Annotated in this window: 16 protein-coding genes and 1 riboswitch; of the genes, 8 read left to right on the plus strand and 8 right to left on the minus strand. The window is 64.3% G+C overall.

The genetic code is table 11. The annotated features are described in order from the left end of the window. Positions 1 to 2 precede the first annotated feature (2 nt). On the minus strand, positions 3 to 5867 hold the full coding sequence (gene mnxG, locus ACF8FG_RS19070) for a manganese-oxidizing multicopper oxidase MnxG (RefSeq protein WP_318078803.1): 5865 nt from the start codon (positions 5865 to 5867) through the stop codon (positions 3 to 5). Between the two features lie 328 nt (positions 5868 to 6195). Here mnxG and ACF8FG_RS19075 point away from each other — a divergent pair, with 328 nt between their 5' ends. After that, on the plus strand, positions 6196 to 7269 hold the full coding sequence (locus ACF8FG_RS19075; protein WP_070383960.1) for an enoyl-CoA hydratase/isomerase family protein: 1074 nt from the start codon (positions 6196 to 6198) through the stop codon (positions 7267 to 7269). A 16-nt stretch (positions 7270 to 7285) separates the two neighbouring features. Continuing rightward, complete coding sequence (locus tag ACF8FG_RS19080) at positions 7286 to 8437, plus strand: acyl-CoA dehydrogenase family protein (protein WP_014590771.1); 1152 nt, start codon at positions 7286 to 7288, stop codon at positions 8435 to 8437. Positions 8438 to 8553: 116 nt separating this feature from the next. On the opposite strand, the gene ACF8FG_RS19085 is transcribed toward ACF8FG_RS19080, so the two are convergent. Beyond that, the gene (locus tag ACF8FG_RS19085) at positions 8554 to 9486 is read right to left on the minus strand and encodes a LysR family transcriptional regulator (RefSeq protein ID WP_014590770.1); all 933 of its coding nucleotides are present in this window, start codon (positions 9484 to 9486) and stop codon (positions 8554 to 8556) included. Between the two features lie 120 nt (positions 9487 to 9606). Here ACF8FG_RS19085 and ACF8FG_RS19090 point away from each other — a divergent pair, with 120 nt between their 5' ends. Further along, positions 9607 to 9867: a DUF2790 domain-containing protein gene (locus ACF8FG_RS19090; protein ID WP_318078802.1), complete on the plus strand. Its 261-nt coding sequence runs from the start codon at positions 9607 to 9609 to the stop codon at positions 9865 to 9867. A 1-nt stretch (position 9868) separates the two neighbouring features. Here the strand turns inward: ACF8FG_RS19090 and ACF8FG_RS19095 are convergent, their stop codons facing one another. Next, the gene (locus tag ACF8FG_RS19095) at positions 9869 to 10561 is read right to left on the minus strand and encodes a tRNA (adenine(22)-N(1))-methyltransferase TrmK (protein WP_053868119.1); all 693 of its coding nucleotides are present in this window, start codon (positions 10559 to 10561) and stop codon (positions 9869 to 9871) included. 136 nt (positions 10562 to 10697) lie between these two features. Here ACF8FG_RS19095 and ACF8FG_RS19100 point away from each other — a divergent pair, with 136 nt between their 5' ends. Continuing rightward, the gene (locus ACF8FG_RS19100) at positions 10698 to 11078 is read left to right on the plus strand and encodes a RidA family protein (protein WP_004577524.1); all 381 of its coding nucleotides are present in this window, start codon (positions 10698 to 10700) and stop codon (positions 11076 to 11078) included. Positions 11079 to 11293: 215 nt separating this feature from the next. Further along, positions 11294 to 13294: a U32 family peptidase gene (locus ACF8FG_RS19105; RefSeq protein ID WP_076403154.1), complete on the plus strand. Its 2001-nt coding sequence runs from the start codon at positions 11294 to 11296 to the stop codon at positions 13292 to 13294. A gap of 329 nt (positions 13295 to 13623) precedes the next feature. On the opposite strand, the gene ACF8FG_RS19110 is transcribed toward ACF8FG_RS19105, so the two are convergent. Continuing rightward, positions 13624 to 14949 (minus strand): sigma-54 dependent transcriptional regulator, encoded by a 1326-nt coding sequence (locus tag ACF8FG_RS19110; protein WP_014590767.1) that lies wholly within the window; start codon positions 14947 to 14949, stop codon positions 13624 to 13626. A gap of 340 nt (positions 14950 to 15289) precedes the next feature. Here ACF8FG_RS19110 and ACF8FG_RS19115 point away from each other — a divergent pair, with 340 nt between their 5' ends. Continuing rightward, positions 15290 to 15556, plus strand: coding sequence for a hypothetical protein (locus ACF8FG_RS19115; RefSeq protein WP_014590766.1), 267 nt, complete (start codon positions 15290 to 15292; stop codon positions 15554 to 15556). A 106-nt stretch (positions 15557 to 15662) separates the two neighbouring features. Here the strand turns inward: ACF8FG_RS19115 and ACF8FG_RS19120 are convergent, their stop codons facing one another. The 4 genes from ACF8FG_RS19120 to cobW all read right to left on the minus strand — a co-directional run bounded on the left by ACF8FG_RS19120 (position 15663) and on the right by cobW (position 22178). Beyond that, complete coding sequence (locus ACF8FG_RS19120) at positions 15663 to 16253, minus strand: VWA domain-containing protein (protein ID WP_014590765.1); 591 nt, start codon at positions 16251 to 16253, stop codon at positions 15663 to 15665. A 77-nt stretch (positions 16254 to 16330) separates the two neighbouring features. Further along, entirely contained in the window at positions 16331 to 17344 is a 1014-nt protein-coding gene (locus ACF8FG_RS19125) for an ATP-binding protein (RefSeq protein WP_014590764.1), read from the minus strand. Between the two features lies 1 nt (position 17345). Then, positions 17346 to 21107 (minus strand): cobaltochelatase subunit CobN, encoded by a 3762-nt coding sequence (gene cobN, locus ACF8FG_RS19130; protein ID WP_267273901.1) that lies wholly within the window; start codon positions 21105 to 21107, stop codon positions 17346 to 17348. Between the two features lie 3 nt (positions 21108 to 21110). Beyond that, a complete protein-coding gene (gene cobW / locus ACF8FG_RS19135) occupies positions 21111 to 22178 on the minus strand; it encodes a cobalamin biosynthesis protein CobW (protein WP_318080666.1) in 1068 nt (355 codons plus the stop codon). Between the two features lie 99 nt (positions 22179 to 22277). Further along, positions 22278 to 22495: riboswitch (cobalamin riboswitch) on the minus strand. Between the two features lie 100 nt (positions 22496 to 22595). Between cobW and ACF8FG_RS19140 the strand changes: the two genes are divergently transcribed. Continuing rightward, positions 22596 to 22973: a glyoxalase superfamily protein gene (locus ACF8FG_RS19140; RefSeq protein WP_010954367.1), complete on the plus strand. Its 378-nt coding sequence runs from the start codon at positions 22596 to 22598 to the stop codon at positions 22971 to 22973. Further along, the gene (locus ACF8FG_RS19145) at positions 22970 to 23332 is read left to right on the plus strand and encodes a hypothetical protein (RefSeq protein WP_318080667.1); all 363 of its coding nucleotides are present in this window, start codon (positions 22970 to 22972) and stop codon (positions 23330 to 23332) included. The genes ACF8FG_RS19140 and ACF8FG_RS19145 overlap by 4 nt, the downstream gene beginning before the upstream one ends. Positions 23333 to 23373 lie beyond the last annotated feature (41 nt).

Here is a 23373-nt window from a genome sequence, read left to right on the forward strand (position 1 = left end):
CGTCACTGCGCCGGGGCCGTTGCCGGCGGCGCTTCATTGGTCACCCGCAAGATCCCCCACAGCCCCGAAACGTTGCCGAAGGCGGCGTAGTCGCGGAACAGGTAGTCACCCGCCACCGCGTTGGCCCCGCCGGCACTCGGCAGCATGAAGCTGAAGTGCGCCGCTGGCAGTACGCTTTCCTGCGCGCCGATGTACATGGCCATCGGGTTGTAGCCAAAGCGCACCGAACCGATACCGGACAGTTTCATCGGGTAACCGTCCGCATCGTTCTTCTCGGCCTGGTAGTTGTGCAGGGGCCACAGGTGGCCATCGAGCTGGTAAGTGATACCCCGGCTGCCGCCACTGGGCATCAGCACATGGCTGCGTACCGGCTGGCCAGGCTTGGCGTACAACACCGGGGTTTGCGGGTCGCCACCAACCAAGGCATTGCTGTAGGCCATGTGCGCGTTGGGTACATCGGCGAAGCCAACGCCATCGGCATGGCCGAAGGGTGCATCCGGCGCCAGGCCGAAGCGCAACCACAGCGGTTCGGTCTTGTAGTTCATGGCCATGTTGCCGTTGTCCTTCGGATCCCCCGGCACGCCGTTCCCTTCGGTGGCGATGCCTTCGACCGGACGGCCGTCAGCCCAGCGCATGTTCATCGAGCGTTGCCACACGGTCACCAGGTCGCGGTAGTCGGGCTGCCCGCTGACCTTCACCGTGGCCTGTGCCCGGCTGGCGGCGTCCTCGGTCCAGGTGGCGGTCTGCGGCAGAATGCTCATGCCACCAACCAGGCCTTTTTGCGGCTGCTTGATGAAATCCGACGGGGTCAGGTTGAGGCCGCCGAACTCGATAGGCGTGGTGTTTATGTTGTCCACCGTGCGGCCCAGCTGCAGGGTCGGCTTGCCTTCACGCTCCAGGTGGCCGGCGTAGTACTGGTACACCCGGCTTGGATAAGCACCGCTGTTGCCAGCTCGCGGTGGCACGGTCTGTACCGGGTTTGCGCCCACATTGGCACCGTCGGACTTGGTGATGTCGTAGGCCAGTAACTGCGCATGCAGGCCGACATGGCTGGACGGCCGCATCAGGTTGTTGTTGAAGGCGGTGGAGCCCTCGCTGTCGAAGCGGTCGCGCTTGACCACGTTCTGCATCACTGCGGTGCTGGGCAGGTCCGGCATGACCAGCGGCAGGCGGTTTTCCAGGGTAATGCTGATGCAGTCGCCAGCATTGGCGCGCAGCACCAGCGGTTCTACCGGTACACCCGCCTTGAGCTTGCCGCTGACCGGGTCAAGGTCGGCCTTGCGCACGTACAGTACGGCAGTAGGATCATGCAGCGGAGCGCTATGGCCGCCCACGGTGAAGGTGGTACCGTCCTCCTCGTCGACCACCGTCACCTGCGGGATGCTGGTGTTGCGGCTGTTGAACACCAAAGTGCCGCCATTGGCCTTGAGCGGGGCGCCGACATGCTGGCCGACACCGGCCGGGTCATTGATGCTCACGCCATTACGGTTTTCGAGGATGTCGTTGGCCAGCGCAGCAACGATCTCATAGCTGCGCTTGACCGTGGGACGCGTACCGATTCCGTTTGCGTTGGCCGTGGTTTTCGGGCAGATGCCGTCGAAGTTCACGGTGTTGCGCATGGCCACTGGCTGCGGGTTGTTTGGCAGCGGGAACAGGTCCTGGCGTTGCGCGGTGTAGTTGCGCATCACCCCCCAGATGCCGTTCCAGTAGCCTTCCAGCGCCGCGTCCATGGAATACAGGTAATCGCCGTTGGTAGCCGCGGAACTGGAAATCATCGACACCGGCGACATGAAGCCCATCTGCTCGGAAATGCCGATCATCTGCGAGGCCTTCCAGCCCGAGTTCGAACTGCTGCCAAAGCCCGAGCCGTTCTGCAGCCATTTCACGCCGTGCAGGGTGACGTTGTGCTCCTCTTCATAGCCACCGGCGTGCAGGCGCAGGCGAACGTTATCACCCGAATAGGTGCGCAGCATCGGCGTGAACGGGTCGCCAGGCTCGCTGCCGGCCTTGTTGATGTGCGGCGGGAACAGCGTGGTGCCACCGGTGGGGCCGACTGCCGAGGTGATCGCCGAGGGCGCCATGTTCATGGCTGGGATGGCACGGTCGGTACGGCTCTGCAAGGCGAAGCTGAGGTCGCCACCCAGGCCGTCTGCCTGCATGCCGCGCTTGCCGTCGGGGCCGACCTTGTTCGGGTCGAACACGCGCAGCGCCAAGGGCTCGTTCCGGTAGTTGACGACAAACATGCCAGGGTCATCCACCGAGATCGCCTGCGGGCATGGCCGGCTTGGGCAGCCCGGGCTCAGGCCGCCGCGCGACTCCACCACCGATTCGAGCAGGTTGGAAGCCTTCTGCCGCACGGGCGGGTTGATGGCGTAGCGGAAGCTGTCGGCAGTAGGCGGATACGCCTGGCCATTTGGCACGCCGTCGGGACCGGCCCCCACATACACGCCGGCTTCATAGGCATGCTGGAAGTCGCTGTACTCCAGGAAGAACTCGCGGTAACTGTCGTTCTTGCCATCGCCATCATGGTCGCCGGTCTGCACCACCGCCTGCCAGGAAGTTGGCCCACCATCCTGCCGCGTGGCCGGGTTGTAGAGCTTCTCGCCGGTTTCGGCGTGGAACCAGGTGGAGCCGGCAGGTTCGGCCAATACGGTGGCGTAGAGCCCAAGTTGCTGGTGGGTCGATGGGCCGAGGTGGTCGTGGGTGAAGATGGTGCCCAGCCCACGGTCCACGTTGTGGACGTTCACCAGGGGGTCGGCAAACCAACGCTGCATGGCGGTACGTGCGCCTAGCCAGTCAGCCCGGCCAAAGCGGCCGAAGTACGGGTGCTGCCTGGCTTTCGGGCAGGCAGCAGTGCCGTCACGGCTGTCACCCTCGGTGCAGTCGTTGTAGGCACGGATGGCATGCACCCGTTCCACCACGCTACCGGGCGAGAGGATACCGTCTTCGTAGTTCCAGCCATTGGCCGAGCCGTCGGCGGCGGTCAGGTCCCACTTGGGCAGGTGGATGTGCTGGCCGATCACGTCGGTGGGGGTGCGTACCTGGTAGTCGTCCATTTCATAGACCGACGGGATCAGGTTGGTGTGGGTGTACATCGCGCAGTCGAAGGTGTTCATGCGCATCACCAGAGGCTCTGGCGGGCGCTGCTTGGTGATGATCGGCCAGGCGTCTTCCCACAACGCAAGGATACGCGCCTGCGGGAAGTGGTAGCCGACCTTGTTGTACACCGCATCGAACTGGATGTTGGCGCCCTTGTAGATGCGCGGCCGGTCGGCGGTGAACGTCGAGGTGCCACGGAAGTTCATGCCGGTCAGGCTTTCACCGCTGACAAACTCGCCCATGCCGGACGTCTGGGTCAGGCGCTTGCCCCTATCGTCCATGCAGGGCTCGTAGAATGGCGCGCCTGCCGTAGGCAGCGCACCGTTGGTGCGGAATGCCTTGGCTACCGGCTGACTGCCGGGGATCAAGGCGAAGCTTGGGTGTTCGGGCTTGGCGTGGAACTCCATCGCTGCCTGTTCGACATCGGTACCTTCTTCAGGCATGTAGATCGGCTTGGCCTTGTGCACCACCTTGGAGAAGTCGAGCTTGGTGGTGGTGGTCTGCGCTTCGCCGCCGGCAGACACCCCGTCCAGCGCATGCCGGCCCAGGCCACCGTCCCAGCCATCGACCTGGTTCGGGTCAAGGTTGGCCCACAGGGCCTTGCCGCTGTCCTTGAGCTGTTGCGCCAGGGCCGGGTCAAGCATGTCCAGCGGCGGGGTTGGCGGGCGGTTACCGACACTGCTTTCCATGCCACCGATCCAGAACGGATAGCCGGGGTTTTTCAAGCTGCCATCGGCGTTGCGGTTGGCATCGCTGCGGTCGACCAGCGCCAGTGAGCCGACGGCCTTGCGCACGGGGGCGTCATTGGCATGCTCGTCATCGCCCTCGTCTTCGCCGTCCTCGTCATCGTCGTGAGCAGCGACCAGTGCTTCGGATAACTTGGGCACCACCACCACCTTGCCCGGCATCGGCGCCATGGCCTTGCCTGGCAGCGGCACGATGGCCGGAATTGGCGTACCGGCGACAATTTCGCCATCCGGCAGGGCCCGTGCGCCAGCTGCCGGCTTGCCACTGCGCAGGGCGAACGGCGTAGCGTGGAAACCGTTGTCACCCTGCCCGCTCACTTCCAGCCGGGTACCTTCCTCGAAGGTATCGTGTACCCGCCACATTGCCCACATTCCTTGCGCGAAGTGTGGGTAGAAGTGGCAATGGTAGATGGCGTCGCCCGCTACCCGGTTGCGGTTACCCGAACCGCCGTTGGCAATTTCATAGGTATAACCAATGCCCGGCCCGATACCCTGGGCGTCGATATAGTCGGAGTTATCGTCATTGGGGTTGAACAGCCACTGGTGACCATGCAGGTGGAAAATGTGCTGTTCATGGCCATTGTGAGTGTTGCGGAACTTGGTGAAATCGCCGATGTAGCTGTGGTGCACGTTGGCAGGTTCGGCAGGGTACAGCGCCATGCTGGCTTTCACCCCGATGGCGCTGGCCGGTGGAACTTCGCCTGGGCGGATATGCTCCAGGCCGACGTTGGCCGGCACATCCACCAGCGTGCCGATATCGCCCACGGTATGCGCGCTGAGGAAGAACTCTTCGTAGGCGCACGACAGGCAGTCGTGCATCGGGCCCACGCCCAGGCGGTTGGCCACCACCTCGGCGCCCATGCCGCCAGAGCCGTAGTTGATCATGAACGAATCGCGCGTCGGCTCCAGTACATGGCCCATCACCGGGTCCGCCCAGTAGGCGGGGAAAGCCTGGGTGGCGGCCACTTCGTCAGCGAACTGCGAGGCGAAATCGCGGAAGGCTTCCAGGCGATTGGGCAGCGCAGGGTTGCGCTTGTTGATATTTTCCAGCGGGTAGGTAGAACGCGGGAAGCTGCCGTCCGGGTTAGGCCCCATGACAATGGCATCGGTTTCGCTGTTGACGATCTCGTTGCCATCGGTCATGGCGATGATCGGCTTGCCGGCCTTGCCCTCGCTCAGCCAGGGCTCGGCCTGCGGATACCGCGCCTGGTAGTCGATCACCGGCTGGCCGGTGGCGGTACGCCCGGTGGTAGCGAGGCGCATTTCTTCTTCGGTGAGGGTATTGCGGTAAGTGCGCCCCCCTTTGGGCACCACCACCACCTGGCCGAACAAGCCATTGGCGACGTTGCCGGCGCCACCTTCGCCACCAAAGGTGGCGCCTTGGCTGGTTGCCGCGAAAGCGCCCTCACGTTCGGCGTAAAGGGTGTAGCTGCGGGTATTGCCCGGCGACACCAGGAAATTGCCGTTGCGCCCGGTGTTGGCGGCGATGTCACCAATGCTGTTGACGGCCTGCATGCCGTTAACCTGGAAGCCCACGTGGCGGTCGCTGACCTGCTCGTCGGCCACGAAGTGCTCACCGCCCTCGTTCTCCACTTCGATTTCCGGCCCTTCCTCTTCTTCTCCTTCGACCTCGGTTTCCTCGTGGTCGATGCCATGCTTGTTGGGGTTGGCCTGGTAGGCCAGCAGGTTGGTCAGGTTGACCGTCAGGCAGTCACCGGCCGCCACGCGCAGCACGATAGGCCGCGGGCGCTTGTCCGGGCGCAGGGTAACTTTGCCCGGCACTGCGGCCCCGCCCATGCTCAGCGGGACGAGCTTGTCGTCCACCACATCCTCGCGCAGGGCAAACATCATGCCGTTGGCGTTTTGCGCGCCAAGGCGGTTGAACATCAGTGGCTGATCCAGTGCCACCACGTTGGCGACCAGGGTGCGCTGGCACTGCACAGCCGCCTCGCTGGTTGCTTCCCAGCCAAGCAAGGCCAGTACAAGTGATGACAGGATGGGGCCTTTCAGCGGCGTCGACATGCTGCACCTCCGGGACACAGGATCTCTGCGGGGAGCTGGAGCAAGGTGTGTGCCAGAAGAAAAATTTCATGTTTATCAGCAAGTTGCATGATCAACCGCAACGGATTGGGGAGGATCCCCCAGCAGGTTCCCCCGAATCGGGGGACGAAATCCCGTGGGGGTAAAGGCTGCTCCACAGGCGCACGCTGGCCTCACACAAGGTAAAAACGCACGGTACCCTTGCACAATTGTCGATTGTGCAAGGCAAATTCGCATGCCAGGATCCTGCGATCCTCCAGCGAACTCCAGACTTCACTTGGAAAATCAATAACAAAGCAGGGAGAACGCAATGACTGCACACGCTCATACCCCGGCAGCAACCGACCATGTACTGGCCGAGGTCCGTAACCAGATCGGCCATCTGACCCTGAATCGCCCAGCCGGTCTCAATGCCTTGACCCTGGACATGGTGCGCAGCCTGCGTCAGCACCTGGACCAGTGGGCCGACAACCCGCACGTACGCGCCGTGGTCCTGCGCGGCGAAGGCCCCAAGGGTTTCTGTGCCGGTGGCGATATCCGCTCGCTGCACGACAGCTTCAAGGCCGGCGACACGCTGCATGAAACCTTTTTCGTCGAAGAGTACGCCCTCGACCTGGTCATCCACCGCTACCGCAAGCCGATACTGGTAGTGATGGACGGCTTCACCCTCGGGGGCGGCATGGGCCTGGCCCAGGGCTGCGACCTGCGGGTGGTCACCGAGCGCAGCCGGCTGGGCATGCCCGAGGTCGGCATCGGCTACTTCCCGGACGTGGGCGGCAGCTACTTCCTCTCGCGCATCCCCGGCGAGCTGGGCATCTACCTGGGTGTCAGCGGTGCCCAGATCCAGGCGGCCGACGCCTTGTACTGCGGCCTGGCCGACTGGTACCTGGCCAGCGACCAGCTCGCAGCCCTCGACCGGGGCCTCGACCAGCTCGACTTCAGCGACCACCCGCTCAAGGACCTGCAAAACCTGCTGGCCAGGCTCGGTACCCAGACACTGGATGATGCGCCACTGGAAAAGCTGCGCCCGGCCATCGACCACTTCTTCGCCCTGCCCGACCTGCCAGCCATTGTCGAGCAACTGCGTGCGGTGAGCATTGGCGACAGCCACGCCTGGGCAGTGGCCACCGCCGATCAGCTGGAAACCCGCTCGCCTCTGGCCATGGCGGTTACGCTGGAGATGCTGCGCCGGGGGCGCGAGCTGAGCATTGACGACTGCTTTGCCATGGAACTGCACCTGGACCGCCAGTGGTTCCAGCACGGCGACATCATCGAAGGCGTGCGTGCCCTGATCATCGACAAGGACAAGCAGCCCCGCTGGAACCCGCCGACCCTGGCCGCGCTGCAAAGCCAGCGGGTCGAACAATTCTTCGAAGGCCTGTGAGCCCGGGAGTACACAGATGCAAGACCTCGAACTGAGCGAAGAACAGATCATGATTCGCGACATGGCCCGGGACTTTGCCCGTGGCGAAATCGCACCCCATGCCCAGGCTTGGGAAAAGGCCGGCTGGATCGATGATGGCGTGGTGCGCAAGATGGGCGAACTGGGCCTGTTGGGCATGGTGGTGCCCGAGGACTTCGGCGGCAGCTACACCGACTATGTCGCCTATGCCCTGGCCGTGGAAGAGATCGCCGCCGGCTGCGGCGCCACCGGGGCGATGATGAGCATCCACAACTCGGTAGGTTGCGGCCCGCTGCTGGCCTACGGCACCGCCGAACAGCAACAGCAGTGGCTGCCTCGCCTGGCCAGCGGCGAGGTGATTGGCTGCTTCTGCCTGACCGAGCCACAGGCCGGCTCCGAGGCGCACAACCTGCGCACCCGCGCCGAGCTGGTGGATGGCCAGTGGGTCATCAACGGTGCCAAGCAGTTCGTCAGCAATGCCCGCCGTGCCGGCCTGGCGATCGTCTTCGCAGTGACCGACCCGGAGCTGGGCAAGAAAGGCCTGTCGGCGTTCCTGGTGCCCACCGACAACCCTGGGTTCAAGGTTGACCGCAGCGAGCACAAGATGGGCATTCGCGCCTCCGATACCTGCGCAGTGACCTTCGACAACTGCCGCATTCCAGCCGCCAATATCCTCGGTGAGCGTGGCAAGGGACTGGCCATTGCCCTGTCCAACCTCGAAGGCGGCCGTATCGGCATTGCCGCCCAGGCCTTGGGCATCGCCCGCGCCGCATTCGAAGCGGCGCTGGTCTACTCGCGTGACCGCATACAGTTTGGCAAGCCGATCAACGAACACCAGAGCATCGCCAACCTGCTGGCCGACATGCAGGTGCAGGTGAACGCCGCACGTTTGCTGATTCTGCATGCCGCCCGCCTGCGCAGCGCCGGCAAGCCGTGCCTGTCGGAAGCGTCACAGGCCAAGCTGTTCGCTTCGGAAATGGCCGAGCGGGTGTGCTCGATGGCCATCCAGGTGCATGGTGGATACGGCTATCTGGAAGATTACCCGGTGGAGCGCTACTACCGGGATGCGCGGATTACCCAGATCTATGAAGGGTCGAGCGAGATCCAGCGCATGCTGATTGCACGGGAATTGAAAAACTATCCGCTGTAACGCAAAGGCAACGCGGTTCTTGGGGGAGCGGGCGACGCTGTGGCTGGCACCGGCTTTGCCGGTGTTCGCGGGCGCGCCCGCTCCCACAGGAATGTCACCGCGGCAAACTTCTCGCCTCAGCGCCAATACCGCGCATCATCCACTACCCTGGCATGCCCCTCGAACAGCGCAGGCAGCTGCTCCTTGAGGTAGTCGATCCAGGTGCGCACCTTCGCGTCCAGATAATGGCGTGACGGATACATCGCATACAGCGCACTCTCCCGCAGCCGATACGGTGCCAATAACCGGCACAAGCGCCCCTGCCCGATCGCCTCGCTGGCGGTGTAGAACGGCAGCAGGCCAATGCCCATGCCCAGCTCGCTGGCCACCAGCATGGCGTCGGCAACGTTGGTGGAGAAACTGTCGTTTGGCGCGATCACGCACTGGTCAACCCCTTGCGGGAACACCCAGTCGCCTTCGTACATCGGGTAAGCCATGCGCAGGCAGCGATGGCCGTGCAAGTCTTCGGGGCGCTCCGGTACACCGTGGGTATCCAGGTAACCGGGGGCCGCGCAGGGGATGCTGAAAATGTTGCCCAGCGGCACAGCGATCAGTTGCGAATCCGGCAGCGCACCGTCCACGGTAATCACCACGTCATGCCCTTCGGCCAGCGGGTCGGGGTTGCGCTGCGACAGCGTCAGCTCGATCACCACTTCCGGGTATAGCGTGTTGTAGCCAGCCACCAGCGGCATCAGCAACAGCCCCATGCCGTGCGGGCAGTGCAAACGCAGATGACCGCGAGGCGTAAGGTGCGCCCCTCGCGCTTCACCCACGGCTTCTTCGGTCAACAGCATGATCTGGCGCGCCCGCTCCAGAAACCGCTCTCCCGCCTCGCTCATGCGCAAGCGCCGGGTGGTGCGATGCAGCAGGCGGGTCTGCAGCTGGTTCTCCAGCTCGGCGACGATGCGCGAAACCTGCGCTGCAGAAATATCCAGAGCATTGGCAGCTGCAGCGAAGCTGCCACATTCCACCACACGGGTGAAGGTACGCATGGCATGCAGCATGTCCATGAAGGGGTGCTCCTTGTTTTATTCCTGCATTAAAGGCAGGAATCTATCACGGTTTAGCCCATTTATTGTGGATGACCAATGAATAGATCATTAGCCATCCATTAAAAAAAGGAGCCTGTCATGAAACGCTCGATCGCTGTCCTTGCCATTACCGCTGCCTTCACCTCGTTCGGTGCTTTTGCCGGTGCAGGCGAAAACCAGCCCGCAAGCAGCACCTATGAATACGGCATGCCGCTGGACGTGGCCAAGGTCTTCTCCATCACACCGGCCAGCAACACCGCCGACTGCCAGGTAGGCACCGCACACATGGTGTACGTCGACCATCAGGGCCAGAAGCGCGAAATCGACTACCGGGAAATGGGCAACTGCTCGCAGCAGTGAGTCAGGCCAGCACCTGGGTGATCCAGCCCACCTGCTGATTGAAATCGTCGATCTTCGCCTGAGGCACCGCATCGCGGGCCCGCTGGAAATTGGCCAGGGTCTGCTGCTTCTGCCGCAGCATGCGCCGCCACTTGACCACAAACGCCTCGCTTTTTTCCTGCATCAACACGGGGCCGAAGTACAGCTGTTCAGCGCTATACACCCCCCTGCCCGGCTCGGCGACGATGATCTCGTAATCGAAGCGGTTCTCCCGCAGCAGCTCCTCGCTGACGATCTGGTAATCATTGCCCGCCAGCCACTGGCGCAGTTCGCGCTCACCGCCATTGGGCTGCAGTACCAGGCGCGTGACGCCGCCAAGGCGCTGCTTGCCGGCTTCGAGTATCTCGCACATGGTGTCGCCGCCCATCCCGCAGATGCTCACCACCGAGATACGGTCTTGCGGCTCGACCGCTGCCAGCCCATCGGCCAGGCGTACGGTTACCTGCGCTTGCAGGCCGTTTCTGCGCACATTGCGCTGGGCCGAGGCGAACGGCGTCGGTGCCACTTCACCCGCTACCGCGGCCTCGAGCACGCCACGCAGCATCAAGGCCACCGGCAGGTAGCCGTGGTCCGAGCCAATGTCGGCCAGGCGCGCGCCCTGCGGTACATGGGCGGCCACGCGCTCCAGGCGCCTGGACAAAGTCTGTTCGTTCAACGTAAACCCCTGGTTTTGCAATCGCCTGCGATTCTGACGGCGAACGCCGCGCATTTCAAACGCCGAGGCACGCTCGACCGGGCAGGTGCGCTCGCGTAGGCTTGCCGTTTTCCTTCCGTTGCAAGGCAGACACACCATGGCACATGCAGACATCATCTACACCCCGGACCCGGACGCCGAGTCGATTTCCTCGGACGTTGCCGAGTACAACGGCGTGCTGGTCACCACGCAAATCCCGACCCACGCCGACGGCAGCCTGGAACTGGGCGGCATCGTCGAGCAGAGCGAATGCACCCTGCAGGCGCTGAAAGTGGCCCTGGAAAAGGCCGGCAGCGGTATGGACCGCGTGCTGCACCTGACCATCTACCTGACCGACATGGCCGACCGCGCAGCGTTCAACGAGGTGTACCAGCGCTTCTTCAGCAAGCCCTGGCCGGTGCGTGCGGCGGTGGGTGTGGCTTCACTGGCCTTTGAAGGCATGCGTGTGGAAGTGACGGCGATGGCTGCCAAGCGCTGAGCTGCGCTTGTGGGGGTGCGCAGCGCCCCCGACATCGTTGATTGGCCGGAAAATCGCCCGGGGCCGCTCTGCGGCCCTTTCGCGACGCAAGGCCGCTCCCACAGTTGCGCGTACCCGCAGCCAATCCCGCACCTCTCGGCACCCCAATGATGCCGCCAGCCCGTTTCACCGCTACAATGCCCGCCTAAACCGTGACAGCCCGAAAATATAACGACATGTCCCTTCCAAAGAATCACCTGGAACTGCTCAGCCCTGCCCGTGACGTGGCCATCGCCCGTGAAGCGATCCTGCACGGCGCTGACGCCATCTATATCGGCGGCCCGAGCTTCGGCGCGCGCCATAACGCCTGCAACGAAGTCAGCGATATCGCCGAGCTGGTCGAGTTCGCCCATCGCTACCATGCACGCGTGTTCACCACCATCAACACCATCCTGCACGACAACGAGCTGGAACCGGCGCGCAAGCTGATTCACCAGCTGTACGATGCCGGCGTTGACGCGCTGATCGTGCAGGACCTTGGGGTGATGGAGCTGGACATCCCGCCGATCGAGCTGCATGCCAGCACCCAGACCGACATCCGCACCCTGGAACGGGCCAAGTTCCTCGACCAGGCCGGGTTCTCGCAACTGGTATTGGCGCGGGAGCTGAACCTGCAGCAAATCCGCGCCATCGCCGCCGAAACCGATGCCGCCATCGAGTTCTTCATCCACGGCGCGCTGTGCGTGGCGTTCTCTGGCCAATGCAACATTTCCCATGCGCAGACCGGCCGCAGCGCCAACCGTGGTGATTGCTCGCAAGCCTGCCGCCTGCCCTACACGCTGAAAGATGACCAGGGCCGCGTGGTTGCGTTCGAGAAACACCTGCTGTCGATGAAGGACAACAACCAGACCGCCAACCTGGCTGACCTGGTCGAGGCCGGCGTGCGCTCGTTCAAGATCGAGGGCCGCTACAAGGACATGGGCTATGTGAAGAACATCACCGCCCATTACCGCAAAGAGCTCGATGCCATCCTTGAAGACCGTCCTCAGTACGCCCGCGCGTCCAGCGGCCGTACCGAACATTTCTTCGTGCCCGACCCGGATAAAACCTTCCACCGCGGCAGCACCGACTACTTCGTGACCGACCGCAAGGTCGATATCGGCGCTTTCGACTCGCCAACCTTCACCGGCCTGCCGGTGGGCGTAGTGGAAAAGGTCGGCAAGCGTGACATGCAAGTGGTGACCGACGTACCGCTGACCAACGGCGACGGCCTCAATGTGCTGGTCAAACGCGAAGTGGTGGGCTTCCGCGCCAACATCGCCGAACCGCGTGGCGAATTCGAAGAAGACGGCCACAAGCGCTACCGCTATCGCGTCGAGCCCAACGAAATGCCCGAAGGCCTGCACAAGCTGCGGCCCAACCACCCGCTGTCGCGCAACCTCGACCACAACTGGCAACAGGCCCTGCAACGCACCTCCTCCGAACGCCGGGTCGGCGTGGAGTGGCACGCCGTCCTGCGCGAGCAACGCTTGATGCTTACCCTGAGCAGTGAAGAAGGCGTGAGCGTGCAGGTGGCCCTGGACGGCCCATTCGGCGTAGCCAACAAGCCGCAGCAGGCACTGGAGCAGTTGCATGACCTGCTCGGCCAGCTGGGCACCACCCTGTACCACGCCGACCGCATCGAACTGGATGCCCCGCAGGCGTACTTCATTCCCAACTCGCAGCTCAAGGCCCTGCGCCGCGAAGCCATCGAGGCACTGACTGCAGCACGCGTGCAGGCGCATCCGCGTGGCGGGCGCAAGGCCGAGACCACGCCACCGCCGGTGTACCCCGAGTCGCACCTGTCGTTCCTGGCCAACGTATACAACCAGAAGGCCCGCGACTTCTACCACCGCCACGGTGTGCAACTGATCGATGCGGCCTATGAAGCGCATGAAGAACACGGCGAAGTGCCGGTGATGATCACCAAGCACTGCCTGCGCTTCTCCTTCAACCTGTGCCCCAAGCAGGCCAAGGGCGTGACCGGTGTGCGTACCAAGGTGGCACCGATGCAGCTGATTCAGGGTGACGAAGTGCTGACCCTGAAGTTCGACTGCAAGCCGTGCGAGATGCATGTGATAGGCAAGATGAAGAGCCATATCATCGACCTGCCGACCCCGGGCAGCGCGGTGGCCCAGGTGGTGGGGCATATCAGCCCCGAAGACTTGCTCAAGACCATCCCGCGCGGACCGCACTGAGTTCGCCGGGCAGGGCCTCTTCGCCGCTAAACCGATGTGTGTCCACCCCGATCAGGTGTAGGAGCGGGTTTACCCGCGAATACGGTAGCCGCGACAACAGTGAACGGCGGGTGGACATTGGCCAGCAGGCCCGGCCCTTTCGCGGGTAAACCCGCTCCTACACAGGCTTGTGCTTTCCCTGTAGGAGCGGGTTTACCCGCGAATACGGTAGCGGCGACAGCAGTGAACGGCGGGTGGACATTGGCCAGCAGGCCCGGCCCTTTCGCGGGTAAACCCCTCCTACAGGGGGCTTGTGGTTTCCCTGTAAGAGCGGCTTCAAAGAGCGCCGCTCAGCGTATCTGGTGCTTGTGCAGCAACCGATAGAACGTCGGCCGTGAAATGCCCAGCACCTTGGCCGCCACGCTCAGGTTGTCGCTGTGCCGGTTGAGCACATCGCACAGCGCCTGGCGCTCGGCGCGCTGCTTGTACTCTTCCAGCGTGCCCAGCGGCTGTTGTTCCGGGTCGAGCAGCTGCAACCCCAGGTCCTGCGCCTCGATCTGCCGCCCTTCAGCCAGCACCAGCCCGCGGCGCACGCGGTTGGCCAGCTCGCGCACATTGCCCGGCCAGTCATGCCGCCCCATCGCCGCCAGGGCATGGTCGCTGAACGATCGTGGCCGACGCCCGGTCTCCACGCTGTAGAAATGGGCAAAATGGTTGGCCAGCATCGACAGGTCACCATGCCGGTCGCGCAACGGCGCGGTCACCACCTGCAAGACGTTCAGGCGGTAATACAAGTCTTCGCGGAAACGCCCTTGCTCGATGGCCCGCTCCAGGTCCACATGGGTGGCCGCCAGCACCCGAACATCCACCGGTATTGGCTGGCTGCCACCCACCCGCTCGATGTGCTTCTCCTGCAAAAAACGCAGCAAGTTGGCCTGCAACTCCAACGGCAAGTCGCCGATTTCATCAAGGAACAGTGTGCCGCCATCGGCCGCTTCGATACGCCCGGTCTTGCGCTGGTGGGCACCGGTAAAGGCGCCCTTCTCATGGCCGAACAGTTCGGACTGGATCAAGTGCTCAGGGATCGCCCCGCAGTTGATCGCGATGAACGGCTGCTCGCTGCGTTGCGACTGGCGGTGCAGTGTGCGCGCCACCAGCTCTTTGCCGGTGCCGCTCTCACCGCGGATCAGCACCGGCGATTCGGTGGGTGCCAGTTTACCCAGCAACTTGCGCAACTCGCGGATAGGCCGGCTTTCGCCGAGCAACTCATGGGTCGTCTCATCGACCTTGACGGTCCCCTTGCCGCGCAGGCGTGCCATGCCAAAGGCCCGGCCCAGGGTTACCTGCACGCGGGAGACGTCGAACGGCAGGGTATGGAAGTCGAAAAACCACTCACACACAAAATCACCGAACGCCGGCATGCGCAGTTGGTCGGCGCTGAGCACGGCAATCCATTCGGTGTTGCTGCGCTTGATCATGTCCTTGACCGCGTCCGGGTGCCTCAGATGCGAAGCCTGCAAGCGCAATAGCCCGACATCGCACGTGTGGTCCAACGCGGCCCCGAGCATACAGCTGTCCACATCCCAACCTGCGTTGCGCAGACCAGGTAGCAAGCGGTGACAATCGTCGCAGGGGTCGACGATAAGCAAACGGCGTTGAGCGGCAGGCTGCTGCATAACCGATCCTTGGCGCCAGTTTTTGGTTTTTTGAAATAAAACAGCAAGTTGTGGCGCCCGTTTAACAGTAGCAACGAAGTTGACGGTGCCCAGTACCGTCTGTCTGCCGAATCATTTTTTTACAAACCGCCATGGGAATTTTCGCACTTTATCGACATCCCATGGCGGCGCAGGCAAGAACAGCGTCAACCCTGAAAAAAAATTACAGCCAATGTGTGACTTACCCACGAACAACGAGCATCAGTAGACATAACCCCGCGCTGCACTTCGCGATCAATGAGGCGACTTTGAAGCAACGCGGACTTCACTTCGATGTTTGGGACCATAGAGAGACCGAACCATGAATGCCCCGCTCCGTGTCAACGAAGCACTGCTGATTGCCGACCACGCCTTCGAACCTTTCCAGTGCGTAGCCTGGGATGCACCCAACGGTACTGGTGAACTGAGCCTGGCAGTGATCGACCGGACCAGCACCCGCATCGGCGCCAAGCAAGTGTCGTCGCGCATCTACTCCGACCCGGCCCAGTGGGCCAGCCTGATCGAAGAAGTGCGCGCCGAATTGTCTGAAAAGGGCTACGACCTGCAACCGTGGTCGATGCCAAAGTAATATCGGCCGGCACAACAAGTGCGTGCATGGTCACGCACTTGTACAACTTCTCTGTTGCTGTTGTGGCAACTTTCCCAATTGCGACAGAGTGTCGCAACCTGCCAGTTCAATCCACCACCTTGAATTGTTGCAAGTGCTGGTAATCAGCCTGCAATTGTTCTGCCAGACGCTGCGCGCGTCCCAGGCGCACTGGCGCCAGTTCCATATCGACCAACAACGTGGCGCATGGCATCGGCTGCACGGTATTGCTGTGCTGCAGGCGACCGTCGGTGAACACCAGGCAACGCAAGGCCTCTTGCGGGTGGGCTCGCTGCCGCGCCTGTAGCCAGTGCCGCGCCTGTTCCAGTGCGGCGATCAGCGGCGTGCCCCCGCCTGCCCCCAAGGCCTGCAGCCAGTGTTGCAAGGCAGCGGATGCCTTCAGCCCGTGGCGCTGCCACTGCGGCGTGCGGCCGCTGGCAGTCAGCAGGGCCAGGCGGGCGCGCTGGCGATAGGCCTGGTCGAACAACGCCGCCAGCAGCCCTTTGGTCTGCGCCAGCGCCTGATGGCGCCGGGTTGAAGCCGAGGCATCGACGATCACCAGCCACAATTCTGCCGGCCTGCCTTGGCGCTGCTGCCAGCACAGGTCCTGTCGCTGACGTGGCCGTCCTTTGAGCAAGGTTGGCAGCCAGGCTACCCGGCCGGCCGCCGCACTTCGCACGAGGCCACGGCGGCTACCGTTCTGCTTGCCTATGCCCGCTCTGGCATCCGCCCCTTTGGCTGGTGGCTGGGGGATGCTCAGGGCTTTTTTGCCCAGTTCGGCACCTCACGGCGCGCGCCGCTGGCCACCGGCTGTGCCGGTAATGCCCCCCAGTCGCCCTGCCCACCCTGTTCACCCGGGTTGCCGGCACCAGGCTGCTGGTCAGGCGACTGTGGCGCCGACGGCGGATTGGCCTGGGGCGTCATACGGCGGCGATGGCGCAAGGCGAATTCGGCCACCGCCTCGACATCCACTTCTTCGATAGCTGCAGCCCCCCGCCAGGCACAGTGGGCGCGCGCAGCGCGCAGCCACACCAGGTCGGCGCGCAGGCCGTCCACGCCGGCGGCGTAGCAGCGCTCGGTGATCCAGGCCAGCGCCTGGTCATCCAGGGCAATGTCGGCCAGGGCCTGGCGCGCCGCCTGGCAGCGCTCGCGCAGTTGCGCCTGGGCCTGGGCCCAGTGTGCGCAGAACGCCTGCGGGTCACTGTCGAAGGCCAGCCGGCGGCGAATGATCTGCTGCCTGGCCTCGGGCTCCGGCAACCCCTCCAGCGCCACGTTCAGGCCGAAACGGTCGAGCAACTGCGGGCGCAGCTCGCCCTCTTCCGGGTTCATGGTGCCGATCAGTACGAAGCGGGCGCTGTGCCGATGCGAGATACCGTCACGCTCGATGCGGTTTGTGCCGCTGGCAGCCACGTCAAGCAACAGATCGACCAAGGTGTCGGGCAGCAGGTTGACCTCATCGACATACAGCACACCGCCGTCGGCCTGGGCCAGCACGCCCGGGGAAAACTGCGCCTTGCCCTGCCCCAGCGCGGCATCCAGGTCGAGGGTGCCGACCAACCGCTCTTCACTGGCGCCCAATGGCAAGGTGACGAACGGGCCTTCGCCAAGCAGGTCGGCCAGGCCACGGGCCAGGGTACTCTTGGCCATGCCACGCGGCCCTTCGATCAGCACACCACCGATCCTGGGGTCGATGGCGGTCAGGCACAGCGCCAGCTTGAGGTCGTCTGCACCGACCACGGCCGCCAGCGGAAATTGTACGGGTTCACTCATTTCAAGCCTGTTCCTCGCCGTCGAGCAATTGTTCCTCAAGGGCTTCGCGGTAGTCGCCCGGCGCCTGCCACAAGCCGCGCTGCTGGGCCTCCAGCAGGCGCTCGGTGAGGTCGCGCAGGGCCTCGGGGTTGTGCTCGCGCATGAAATCGCGGGTCGCCGGGTCGAGCACATAGGCATCGGCCAGCCCCTGGTAATGATGGTCGTCTATCAGGTGCGTGGTGGCGTCGAAGGCGAACAGGTTGTCGACTGTCGCGGCCATCTCGAAGGCACCCTTGTAGCCGTGACGCTTGACCCCGTCGATCCACTTGGGGTTGAGCGCACGGGCGCGGATCACCCGGTTCAGCTCTTCCTTGAGGGTACGGATGCGCGGTCGGTCGGCCTGGCTGTGGTCGCCATGGTAGCTGGCCACCACCGCCCCGGACAGGGTTTCCGAGGCCGCCAGCATGCCGCCCTGGAACTGGTAGTAATCGTTGGAATCGAGCAGGTCGTGCTCGTGGTTGTCCTGGTTCTGCAGCACCGCCTGCACCTTGGCCAGGCGCTGGGCGAACTGGGCGCGGGCCGGGGTGCCGTCGTCGCTGCCGCCATAGGCATAGCCGCCGTGGTTGAGGTAGACCTCTGCCAGGTCGTCGCGGCTGTGCCACAAACGCCCGTCGATGGCGTTCTGCACCCCGGCACCGTATGCGCCGGGTTTGGCACCAAACACCCGCCAGCCAGCCTGGCGTGCGGCCTGCTCGGCATCCACACCTTGAGCCTGCAGCGCGGCCCGCTCGCTGCGCACACGGGCAGCCAGGGGGTTGAGGTCGTCAGGTTCGTCCAGCGCGGCCACGGCCTGCACGGCGGCGTCGAACAGGCGGATCAGGTTACCGAAGGCATCGCGGAAGAAGCCGGAAACGCGCAAGGTCACGTCCACCCGCGGGCGGTCGAGCAGGCTCAACGGCAAGATTTCGAAGTCGTCGACGCGCTGGCTGCCGGTGGCCCAGACAGGCCGCACGCCCATCAGCGCCATGGCCTGCGCGATGTCGTCGCCGCCGGTGCGCATGGTTGCCGTGCCCCACACCGACAGACCGAGCTGGCGCAAGTGATCGCCGTGGTCCTGCAGATGGCGCTCGAGGATCAGGCTGGCCGAGGCGAAGCCCAGGCGCCAGGCTGTGGTGGTGGGCAGGTTGCGCACGTCCACGGTATAGAAGTTGCGGCCGGTGGGCAGCACATCGAGGCGCCCTCGACTTGGCGCACCACTGGGGCCGGCGGGCACGAAGCGCCCGGCCAGTGCCGCCAGCAGGCCATGCATTTCAGCCGTGCCGCAGGCGTCCAGGCTGGGTGCGACCGCTTCACGCAGGGCTTGCACTACAGCGTGCACCGGTTGCCACTCACTCAGGTCGGGTAACTGTGCTGTGCCTTCCAGCGCCTGCCCGATCACCTGCAGTGCCAGCAGCTCAAGGCGCTCGCGGGTGTCGCCACAGGTGCGCCAAGGTTCATTGCTCATGGCCTGCAGCTGTTCAGGGCGCATGCCCTGCCACGGCTGCCCAAGGTCGCAATCGAGCGGGTCCCAGCCCGGTATCAGTGCCTTGGCCAAAGCCCGCAGCAAGCTGGCATTACCGCCACGGCCGTCGCCACGCTCAACCCGCAACAATGCCAGCAGCGTATCCAGGCGTAGCCGCCCTTCAGGTGACTGACCAAACACGTGCAGGCCATCGCGAATTTGCGACTCCTTCAGGTCGCACAGGTAGGTATCCAGGCGCGGCAGCCAGAGCGCCGCATCGTCCAGTTGCCCTTCCAGTTGCAACTCACGGTCAATGTGGTTGGCCTTGACCAGTTCGAGGATGTCACGCTGCAACTCGCGGGCACGCCTTGGGTCGAGCAACTGCGCTTCGTAGAATTCGTCGGCCAGTTGTTCCAGGTGGCGCAGCGGGCCATAGGTTTCGGCACGGGTCAGCGGCGGCATCAGGTGGTCGATGATCACCGCCTGGGTACGGCGCTTGGCCTGGGCACCCTCGCCCGGGTCATTGACGATGAACGGGTAGATGTTCGGCAGCGGGCCCAGCAGCGCGTCCGGCCAGCACTGCGCCGACAGCCCGACGCCTTTGCCGGGCAGCCATTCGAGGTTGCCATGCTTGCCGACGTGGATCACCGCATCGGCGGCAAATGCGTGACGCAGCCAAAAGTGAAATGCCAGGTAGCCATGCGGTGGCACCAGGTCAGGGTCGTGATACACCGCGCTGGGGTCCACCTGGTAGCCCCGCGCCGGCTGGATACCGACGAAGGTCAAGCCAAAGCGCAGGCCGGCAACCATCAGCCGGCCGCTGCGGAACATCGGGTCCTGTTCGGGCGGCCCCCAGCGTTCCAGCACTGCCTGGCGGTTGGCCTGCGGCAGGCGCTCGAAGGCCACCTGGTAATCGGCCAGGCTCAGGCTCTGGGCACAGGGGCGCTGGTCGAGGTGGTCGAGGTCGTTGGTCACCCCACCGAGCAACTGGTGGATCAGTTGCGTACCGCTGCCCGGCAATTTGGCCAGCGGGTAACCTTCGGCCTGCAGCGCCTTGAGGATGTTGAGTGCGGCGGCGGGCGTGTCCAGGCCGACGCCATTGCCAATGCGGCCATCCCGGGTCGGGTAGTTGGCCAGCACCAATGCCACGCGCTTCTGGGCGTTGGGCAGACGGGCCAGCTCGACCCAGCGGCGGGCCAGCTCGGCGACAAAGTCCATGCGCTCGGGGTGGGCGCGGTAGCAGACAACGTCGGATTGGCTGCGCTCGCTGCGCCAGGCCATGTCCTTGAAACTGACCGGGCGCGTGATGATGCGCCCGTCCAGCTCCGGCAATGCAATGTGCATGGCCAGGTCGCGCGCGCCCAGGCCCTGCTCGCTGGCTTCCCAGCCGGGCTGGTTGTCCTGCGCGCAGATGGCCTGCAGCACCGGGATGTCGCGGCGGAACGGGCGCAGGTTGGGGCGCTCGGGGCTGGACAAGGCGAAACCGGTGGTATTGACCAGCACTTCGGCGCCGGCCTCGTCCAGCCAGGCTTCGACCTGTTCCAGGCAAGCGCTTTCCTTGAGGCTGGCCACGGCGATCGGCAACGGGTTCAGGCCGGCAGCCTGCAGGCGCTGGCAGAACACGTCGATGAAGGCGGTATTGGCCGCTTGCAGGTGCGAACGGTAGAACAGCAGCGGCGCCACTGGCTGCTCGGGGTGCCAGTGTGGGTACCAGTCCTCGAGTGTCGCGCTGCCCTTGGCGGGGTGATACACCGCCGTGCGCGGCAAAGGCTGCGGCTCGTCCCAGGCATAGTCGCGGCCCAGCCATTGGCTGGCCAGGCAGTTGAACAGGTTGATGGCGTTGGCCTTGCCGCCCTGGCGCAGGTAATGCCAAAGCCGCTCGGCCTGCTCACCGCGGACGTTGCCCAGGCTGGTCAGCTCCGGGTCCGGGCGGTCATCGCCCGGCACCAGAATCAGCTGCACGCCACGGGCGGCCAGCTCGACCAGTTGTTCGACGCCGTAACGCCAGTAACCAACGCCACCGTGCAGCGACACCAGGATGACCTTGGCGTGGCGCAGCACCTGGTCGACATACAGGTCGACCGAGGCATGGTTCTGCACCTGCATCGGGTTGGCCAGGCGCAGGCTGGGAAAGTCTTCGGGCAATTGCTCGGCGGTGTCGGCGAGCAAGGCCAGGTGTGAATCGCCGCTGCAGAGAATCACCAGCTCGGCGGGTGTCTGGCCGAGGTCGGCAATGCTGTCATCCGGTACGAAACCACCGGGCTGGGTCCGCAGCAGGTGCATGGGTCAGGCGCCCAGTGCCTGGCGCAGGCGCGCTTCCAGTTGGGCAGCATCGAGGTCCTGGCCGATCAGCACCAGGCGGGTGATGCGCGGCTCGTCGGCGCGCCAGGCGCGGTCGAAGTGCTTGTCGAAACGGGTGCCCACGCCTTGTACCAGCAGGCGCATCGGCTTGCCCGGGATGGCGGCGAAGCCTTTGGCGCGCAGGATACCGAACTCCACCACCAGCTGGGTCAGCGCATCGAGCAGCAGGCTTTCGTCGGCTTCCGGCAGGTCGATGGAGATGGAGTCGAAAGCGTCGTGGTCATGATCGTCATGATCGTCGCCGTCGTGGTGCGAATCGTGGTGGGTTCGGCGGCCATCGATATGCGCCTCAGACTCGGCACCCACGCCCAGCAGCACCTCCAGTGGCAGCTTGCCGCTGCTGGCCTCGATCACTTTCACCGCCGGCGGCAGTTCTTCGGCCACCTCGGCACGCACCTTGGCCAGGCCTTCGGCGTCGATCAGGTCGGCCTTGTTCAACACCACCAGGTCGGCACTGGCCAACTGGTCAGCGAACAGCTCGTGCAGGGGCGATTCATGGTCCAGGTTAGGGTCGAGCTTGCGCTGGGCATCGACGTGGTCCGGGTAGGCAGCAAAGGTGCCAGCGGCCACGGCCGGGCTGTCGACCACGGTGATGACCGCATCGACGGTGCAGGCGTTGCGGATTTCCGGCCACTGGAACGCTTGTACCAATGGCTTGGGCAGGGCCAGGCCGCTGGTTTCGATGAGGATGTGGTCGAGGTCGCCACGGCGGGCCACCAGCTCACGCATCACCGGGAAGAATTCTTCCTGCACGGTGCAGCAAAGGCAGCCGTTGGCCAGCTCGTAGACGCGGCCGCTGGCTTCTTCCTCGGTGCACCCGATGCTGCACTGCTTGAGGATTTCGCCATCGATGCCCAGTTCACCAAACTCGTTGACGATGACCGCAATGCGGCGGCCCTGGGCGTTGTCGAGCATGTGGCGCAGCAAGGTGGTCTTGCCCGAGCCGAGGAAGCCGGTGACGATGGTGACGGGGAGCTTGGCCAGTGTTTTCATGTCGCATTGCCCTTGGCAGTGTGGCGCGGGCATGCAGGACGACAGCCGCAGGCCAGGCCGGCCGGGCTTGTTCGCCACCGGATCACCCCGCCCGGTTGAAAGTCGAAAACGTGACGAGGCAGGTCTCCTGGCTTGCACCGTTCCATGTCCCCGTTCAGTCGAACAGCGGGCTGGCGGGATGACGCCTTCCCGCGCGCTGGCGCAGTGGCTGTGTCGATCCGTTGTCGGTGCTTACAGTTGCGGGGGCAGCCGCGGCTTGTACCGCGTTCCCGTCTTAGCTTCGGCCAGGCCGAAGAACCTCGAAGTGGGCAAGGCTACGCAGTGGCTGGCGGGTGGTCAACCATTGCTGCCGGCTGGTCGACCATAAGGGGAGCAACTGCGCTACAGTGGCACCTTTTCAACGGACAAGGACGCACCATGCCCCTCGCCCCCGCCATACCTGTCCTGCGCATATTCTCGATCGACAAGGCCAAGGAGTTCTACCTCGATTTCCTGGGTTTCAGCCTGGACTGGGAGCACCGCTTCAGCCCGGACTTGCCGTTGTACATGCAGATCCATCGTGATGGCCTGATCCTGCACCTTTCAGAGCACCATGGCGATGCCTGCCCTGGCTCGACCGTGTTCGCCCGCCTCGACGACCTGCACGCGCTGGAGCGTGAATTGCAGGGTAAACAGTACGGTTTCGCCCGGCCCGAGGCCGAGCGCCTGGATTGGGGCCTGCAGATGCAGGTGTGGGACCCGTTCGGCAACCGCCTGCGCTTTTGCCAGCAGATCGATGACGAGGCCAACCCGTGAAGGCATTGGGCAAACGCGAAATGGGCCGCCTGGAGCGGGAGTTGGTCGCGTGCCTGACCGATGCCTGCGAAGCCGCCAAGGCGGAGATTGTCGGCTTCAGTTGGCTTACCCATCGCCTCCACCCCGAGGACTTTCCGGGCAGCCTGCGTATTACCTGGGTATTCGGGCAAGAGGCTGACAAGGCAGCGGCCGTGGTCGGTGATGCGAAGGCGCGCATGTTGGCACTTACCGCTCTGGCGCTGGAGCAAGCCGGCATTCAGCTGGACCATCCGGCCTGGCATGTGCGATTCGACAGTGAAGAAGCCTGCTCGCACGGCCATGGCGGAGACTGGGCCAAGCGCTTGCAGACGCAGCGCTAAGCCTCAACCGGCAGCCGGTGCTTTACCCGGCCCCAGACGGT

Origin of the sequence: Pseudomonas sp. YQ_6 (assembly GCF_043103245.1) — a bacterium.
GTDB lineage: Bacteria > Pseudomonadota > Gammaproteobacteria > Pseudomonadales > Pseudomonadaceae > Aquipseudomonas > Aquipseudomonas alloputida.

What these genes read in the sequence shown, in the direction of transcription:
- mnxG (WP_318078803.1), bottom strand. Translation starts at nt 5,867, where the DNA reads ATGTCGACGCCGCTGAAAGGCCCCATCCTGTCATCACTTGTACTGGCC.
- ACF8FG_RS19075 (WP_070383960.1), top strand. Translation starts at nt 6,196, where the DNA reads ATGACTGCACACGCTCATACCCCGGCAGCAACCGACCATGTACTGGCC.
- ACF8FG_RS19080 (WP_014590771.1), top strand. Translation starts at nt 7,286, where the DNA reads ATGCAAGACCTCGAACTGAGCGAAGAACAGATCATGATTCGCGACATG.
- ACF8FG_RS19085 (WP_014590770.1), bottom strand. Translation starts at nt 9,486, where the DNA reads ATGGACATGCTGCATGCCATGCGTACCTTCACCCGTGTGGTGGAATGT.
- ACF8FG_RS19090 (WP_318078802.1), top strand. Translation starts at nt 9,607, where the DNA reads ATGAAACGCTCGATCGCTGTCCTTGCCATTACCGCTGCCTTCACCTCG.
- ACF8FG_RS19100 (WP_004577524.1), top strand. Translation starts at nt 10,698, where the DNA reads ATGGCACATGCAGACATCATCTACACCCCGGACCCGGACGCCGAGTCG.
- ACF8FG_RS19105 (WP_076403154.1), top strand. Translation starts at nt 11,294, where the DNA reads ATGTCCCTTCCAAAGAATCACCTGGAACTGCTCAGCCCTGCCCGTGAC.
- ACF8FG_RS19110 (WP_014590767.1), bottom strand. Translation starts at nt 14,949, where the DNA reads ATGCAGCAGCCTGCCGCTCAACGCCGTTTGCTTATCGTCGACCCCTGC.
- ACF8FG_RS19115 (WP_014590766.1), top strand. Translation starts at nt 15,290, where the DNA reads ATGAATGCCCCGCTCCGTGTCAACGAAGCACTGCTGATTGCCGACCAC.
- ACF8FG_RS19125 (WP_014590764.1), bottom strand. Translation starts at nt 17,344, where the DNA reads ATGAGTGAACCCGTACAATTTCCGCTGGCGGCCGTGGTCGGTGCAGAC.
- cobN (WP_267273901.1), bottom strand. Translation starts at nt 21,107, where the DNA reads ATGCACCTGCTGCGGACCCAGCCCGGTGGTTTCGTACCGGATGACAGC.
- cobW (WP_318080666.1), bottom strand. Translation starts at nt 22,178, where the DNA reads ATGAAAACACTGGCCAAGCTCCCCGTCACCATCGTCACCGGCTTCCTC.
- ACF8FG_RS19140 (WP_010954367.1), top strand. Translation starts at nt 22,596, where the DNA reads ATGCCCCTCGCCCCCGCCATACCTGTCCTGCGCATATTCTCGATCGAC.